Here is a 6,000-nt window from a genome sequence, read left to right as displayed (position 1 = left end):
AATTGAAAAGAACATTGACCAATAATTTGATTACCTCACGTGGGGTAAAGTGTTCCCCTGCCGTTTCATTCGATTGCTCCGAGAATCTACGTATCAACTCTTCGAACACATAACCCATTGTCATGGTATCCATATCTGAAAGGTCTATTTCAGCAAATTTTTTAATTACCTGAAAGAGAATATCAGCTTTAGGGTCATCCATTCTATCTATCTGGTCATCAAAACTGAAATATTCAATAATTTCACGGGCACTTGCCGAAAAGCCATTTATGTAGTTCCGCAAATTGGGGGCTATTTTTTCAGGTTCTGCAATCAGTTTTTCAAAATCGTACTTACTATGATTATGAAAATTGTGTCCGGCAATTTTATTAAGGATCAGGTCTTTTGCACTATCCGACTTGTCTTGTATCTTGGGGAGATAAGCCAAAACTTTTTCTTTTGTAGGCTTTAGTACGCAATCGAGACGACGTAACACAGTCAATGGCAAAATTACTTTACCATAATCAGAACGTTTGTAATCGCCACGCAATAAGTCTGCCACCTGCCATATTAAATTGGCTTTTTCTCTAAAATCTGTCATTATAATTTTTCAATAGTTAAATTACATTTATTGTTATCTTCTTCAATAGTTTATATTAAGGATTTTACTTTTATCCTTTGATTCAACTTTATTCCCGCTCCCCATACTCCTTAATCTTCTCCACACAAATCCTCTCCGTAATATCCCTAAATAGCTCGACTTTCGAAACCAGCGCATCGATATCCTCTTTCGCCACCACAAAGTGAGGATTATACCGTGCATCCACATAAGCGGCTTTTAGCAGTGCGAAAAGACGTTTTTCTTCGGGCGTATTCTGCGGGAATACCGTTTCCAAATCATCCGAATATTTTTTTACCGAAGACGACAGTTTGGATAGATTGTGCTGTTTGTTGTTCCGCAACGTGAAAGTCAATCGGATGGCATAATAATAGTTTTCGCACGCCTGATGAAGATAAAATGAAGCTCTCTTATAATTTTCTCTATTATATGCATTATTAGTATCAACAAGAAATTCATTTGCTTCTTTAAATTTTTCATCAAAATACTCCTGCGCCTGTTGTTTTATTTCATCATAGTCAAGTTTCCTCCTTCGGGAGAGTTTGAATTTACCGCTGTCGTAGAACACAACCCCTTCTTGTTTTATCTGGGTGCAGAAATAACGGCTTTCATCGATTGATTTATTGAAAGTGCGGATATCGTCGTTGAGAAACTGAACGGGCATATCGCGGTCGAAATCCCTTCCCGCAAAGAACAAATCTTCCTGTTTGTCTTTCGGCAAATATGCAATCGAGTTTTTCATTTTTAATTGTATGGAAAGACAAAGATAACATACAAATCATAAAAATTGGAAGCAGACTTAAACAATTTGAAACTAAACCATATATTTGCACCGCGTTCCTGTTTTTATCCGTTTCGTGCCATTTTGCCCCGATTCTGAACATATGAGCATAAACGATCTTAGGCACTCCGAGAGTTGTCGAAAATTTTGATTACGATTTCATCGAAAAGTCGTTTTTGCATGTTCCTGAAAATAAAAAATCCTGTAAACGTCTAAATTTACAGGATTTTTCTTTTTATTCGCGGAGAGAGGGGATTTTGTGCCTTTCTGTAACCGCCTTATAATCAATTTGTCAAAATGTCGTAAATCGTAGTGTCACCGATTTTGTCCGTTCGGCCTTGCGCTAATCTGCGCCGCATTTCATTACGCCACAAAGATATGAATTTTTGCCAAACGCCCAACCTTTTCAGCAGGACTATTTGCCGTACTATCTTATTTCAATACTGCACCTTTGCGAACAACGGGCGATGAGGTTAATCTATTATTAAGGTATCATCGGATATATAAGACCTCTTTGAATTATTCAATATACTCCTTTACAGCAAATCTGATTTTATAAAGATGTAATAATGATTTTTTGATCGACTCATAATACTGTTGAATACCATATATCTCAAATAGCATCATTTCAAAACGCACTCTATCTGCCTGCTCTATTTCTTGCTCTAGATTCAATCTGTCTCTCCTCATAATCGGATCGAAAGCTTCTATAATACGTGCTCTATCTTCTTGGGATAATATATTAGGATTTAGCATTTTAAAATCTGACTCAAATTTAGTCGCTCTCAAATCTAACGCTCCAAGACCTCTCCCAAATCCCATGCACTCAATAAAAAACATGCTAAAAATGCTATTCAAAAGCGCGAGGAATAACGATTTGTCTTCTCCTTGATATTCTTCTTTTAATGAAAGACCTATCAATCGCTGGTCAATAAAAGATCGTTCCTGAAGCATAGGAATAAACAAACTCTTATCGTAGTTAACATTTGCAACAAAATCAGCCATATTATCGGTTTTCATCTCATACCAATACATATTTGCTCGCTGGAGTGACTGAGTCAGCGGTATTCCTGTCTCATTTACTTGATCTTCAAAATGCCGAATCCAATTCAATGCTCCAGTATGATTTAACTCTTCAAGTTCCTGAACACTTCGAGAACAGCAGAATGCGTCTTTGTTTGTAGCACAAGTTAACGCGGTTGTTTGTCGTAGATTTTTAAGAATAGGTTTAATATATTCTTCTTCAATTCCATGCCCTTCAGCCGGATAAAACAACTCATTCCAACCTCGCCTCTCACCTCTTGTAAAATCAAAAATTTGATTACAACTAATAATCTGAGCGGCAATCTCAGGCAGCCAGTTGATTTTAGCAAAATACGCACACCACGGAATGCCCATAGACTCAAATTGTTGAATACTGGCAATTGTATATTGCTGATTATTTAATTGTCGGTTTTCTCCATTCACGAGAATTGCATCTGCTATTTGTTGTGTATCATTTACATTTTCTATGAACTCATTCAATGTTGTGAATGTTATAGTCTTATTTCTATCTTCTTCTGCTCCCACAGCATTTTTCTTAGTGGCAATTATGATGGTCGTTACTACTTCTGCATTATGAAACCATTTGCCTTTGCCTGAAATCACTATATTTTCAATACTATAGAATTGTTGGAATAATCTCAGGAAAATATCGCCATAATCAGTCCCCATCCATGCATTAGATAAAATAAAGCCGACTTTACCTTCTTCTCCTAATATTCTGTAAAGGTAGAAAGGAATATAGGCAAAGATATCACTTTTACCACTTAGAGATAGGTCTAGCCCAGTCTCATTTCTTATCCATGCATTTATATCCGCTATGTCTGGATTTAATTCTTTAATTGCCTTTTCTCGTATGAAAGGTAAATTAGATACAATATAGTTCATACGAGGTAGTCTCTTTTCTACCTCTGCCCCATCATTCGGATTATGGAACTTGATTCTTTGGTCAACATTTAGTTTTATTACATCTGAACTAAAAATATTAACTATTTCGCCTATATTATCAGGTTTTGAAAGAGTTAGTGTTGCAAGCTGTATTGGAAATGAATGCTTATCCGAAGCCCATATTGACGACAGAATTTCATTATGCGGGATATCATATTCTTCTTTCAACAAGTAAGCTTGATTAATGATAGTACCGGTTCCACAGCATGGATCAAAAACATTTAATTCCTTATTCTCTACAGTTAACCGTACAAGTAGGCTAGCCAAATTTACTGGTGTTGAAAATTGACCAGCCACCTTTCTTTTTGCTGCATCAATTGACGATTGCAATAATGTGTGTAGCACTTCAATGTCAATATCTTGGAGATTTACAGTTGTGAGATATTGACTAATTTGTATTAGCTGGATCCAAGCAGTAGATGAGATATACTCTTGTGCTAAGTTCTTGTTAAATATATTCCAGAAATCACAATTTGTTGATATGTCAGAAATGATTTGTTCGGCCTCCGAAATACTTGTGGTATCAGTAATTGTTTCTATTGACCGAGCTTCATTAAAATAACGCTTCAATATATGGGCAAAGACAATCTTAATGACCCAATCTGTCAAAATGACTTTTGACAAAGTCGGTAGTTGATATGGCTTGTCCCCTGCAGTTGTAGGATTATAACCATATTCAGATGCAGATGATAGCCACCATTGGTTAACTTCAGCAGCAAACCTCGCATTTGTTCTCATCCGCCTTTTTAGGTTATCTACAGTGAGTGGGATATTATCTAAAATAACATCAATTACAGCATCGACAGCCAGTATTTCAAATGCTGTATCGCTAATCTCTCCTGCTTCGAAAAAGCTATTTAAATCTTCAAGTATTTGATGTAGCAATGCTTTCCATAAAGCTTCTTTTGCTTTTACTTCATCCCTGTTATTTATGTCTATACTATCCCAAGTCTTATATATAGAGAAAGACTCCCCGTCTTTAATATATAATACTGCTGTCTTAACATTCCAAACAAGAAAACTGTCGCGTTTAAGAATTTTTGCTTTTTTCTTCGCATTGTCAATTAAATCAGGATTATTAATAGGGGTGTCAGGCATTTTTAATTCCCATCCATGAAGTATATCTTCTTTTTGAACATCCTTGAAGATAAGCACGTCTGGGAATAGGCTTGACTTATTCTCTTTAATAGTATTCTCCCCTCCGGCAGCTCTAAAATACCAATGCCGCCTTGATAGATATAAGGCAATTTCTGTAATAACATCAATCGCCCAACTACGTTCATTATAATTTACCTTTGCCATAATAATCAGGGATTAGTTTTATTGCCTTTAAATGAAATCTTATGATATTTTGTAATTGGCTCTTTAAATAATCTTAAAGTCGCGTCTTCTATCTCTTTCCTTTTAAGTGCCTCTTTTATTCTATTAATACAAATCTGAATATAATCGACCGGATCAACTTTATGCAATAATGCGTCTTCATTTTTCTCGATGCCAATAAATTGTCGATTTTCGAGTAAGGCAGAGACAAGAAAACTACCGCTTCCGCAAGCATTATCTAAGACAATGTCGCCAGGCTTAGTGTATGTTTTTATTAAATATCGCCCTAATTCTACTGGTTTCTGGGTTGGATGCACTACAGGGCCTTCGCTTTCTGCGGTTTTGATGTACACATAATCATCAATCGGGGTATCGTCGTAGAAAATAACATCATTAGGGTATCGTTGTCCATCGCTTTTTACATGCTTGGATTTAAAATCCCCATAACTACCAGTATATTGATCTTTTCTAAATCCTTTGTCATATGGTTCTCCATTGGTCATCTGAGGATTATATGTTGGTTGCTTTTTATAGAAAATACATATATCCTCATGCTTCCTAAGGGGCTGTTTCTTTGCATTTAGAAAATTTGTAGGTTTAGATTTTATCCAAGTGATTTTATATTTAAATAATTTCTCGTTACTACATATAAGTTTTGCAGTAAAGACACCTTGAGCTGTTAAGGCAATTACTCCATCGTCCTTTATTATTCGCTCGTATTCAGCCCATAATCGTGTTAAGTCAATTATAGAGTCCCATTTATTTTGCGTTGTTCCATATGGCAAATCACACAAGATCATGTCAACAGATTTATCCGGAATAATTTGCATTACCTCTAAACAATCACCTTGTATAACCTTATTAACTATCTTATTGATATCCTGTGACAGCTTGGATTTCCCTTTTAGTTCAAACGAAAAACCATTTTTATTTGTAGAGTTATATTTGATTTTTTCTTCTGCGACTTTCATCGCAGGTATTGCTAACTCTTCATATTTTACTTCAGACACAATTTTATCACTTAGCCATTGGATTGTTATATCATTCTGCTTTGCATGATAATATTTACATAATATATCTACCTGTTCTTTTGTGGGAAGACGTTTACAATTCTCTATACGGCTAAGAAGTGTAACGTCTATATTCGTAAGTTTCGACACTTCTTCAAGCAATAGCCCTTTCTCTTCTCGAAGATATTTTAATGTTGATCCTATTGATTGCATTCTTATAATCCTTATACTTGACAATTTTTGTCAAATATAGGCATTATCCCTCATTCTATCACAATGTTTTTAAATAAATATCTATCAAC

At 35.5% G+C, this 6,000-nt stretch carries 4 protein-coding genes; all 4 read right to left on the bottom strand.

What is annotated here, in order from left to right; all coding sequences use genetic code 11:
* The coding region (locus tag LBQ60_01985; GenBank protein MDR2036674.1) for a type I restriction-modification system subunit M N-terminal domain-containing protein at positions 1 to 580 on the bottom strand (580 nt) is incomplete at its 3' end.
* An 88-nt stretch (positions 581 to 668) separates the two neighbouring features.
* Positions 669 to 1,340 carry a HEPN domain-containing protein gene (locus tag LBQ60_01980; protein MDR2036673.1) on the bottom strand — a complete coding sequence of 224 codons (672 nt, stop codon included), beginning with the start codon at positions 1,338 to 1,340 and terminating at the stop codon, positions 669 to 671.
* 558 nt (positions 1,341 to 1,898) lie between these two features.
* Complete coding sequence (locus tag LBQ60_01975) at positions 1,899 to 4,670, bottom strand: SAM-dependent methyltransferase (protein ID MDR2036672.1); 2,772 nt, start codon at positions 4,668 to 4,670, stop codon at positions 1,899 to 1,901.
* Between the two features lie 5 nt (positions 4,671 to 4,675).
* Positions 4,676 to 5,911, bottom strand: a complete 1,236-nt coding sequence (locus LBQ60_01970) for a helix-turn-helix domain-containing protein (protein MDR2036671.1) — start codon at positions 5,909 to 5,911, stop codon at positions 4,676 to 4,678.
* Positions 5,912 to 6,000 lie beyond the last annotated feature (89 nt).

The organism is Bacteroidales bacterium (genome assembly GCA_031275285.1).
Classification (GTDB): Bacteria; Bacteroidota; Bacteroidia; order Bacteroidales; family UBA4181; genus JAIRLS01.
This window is presented reverse-complemented; position numbering and strand designations above follow the sequence as displayed.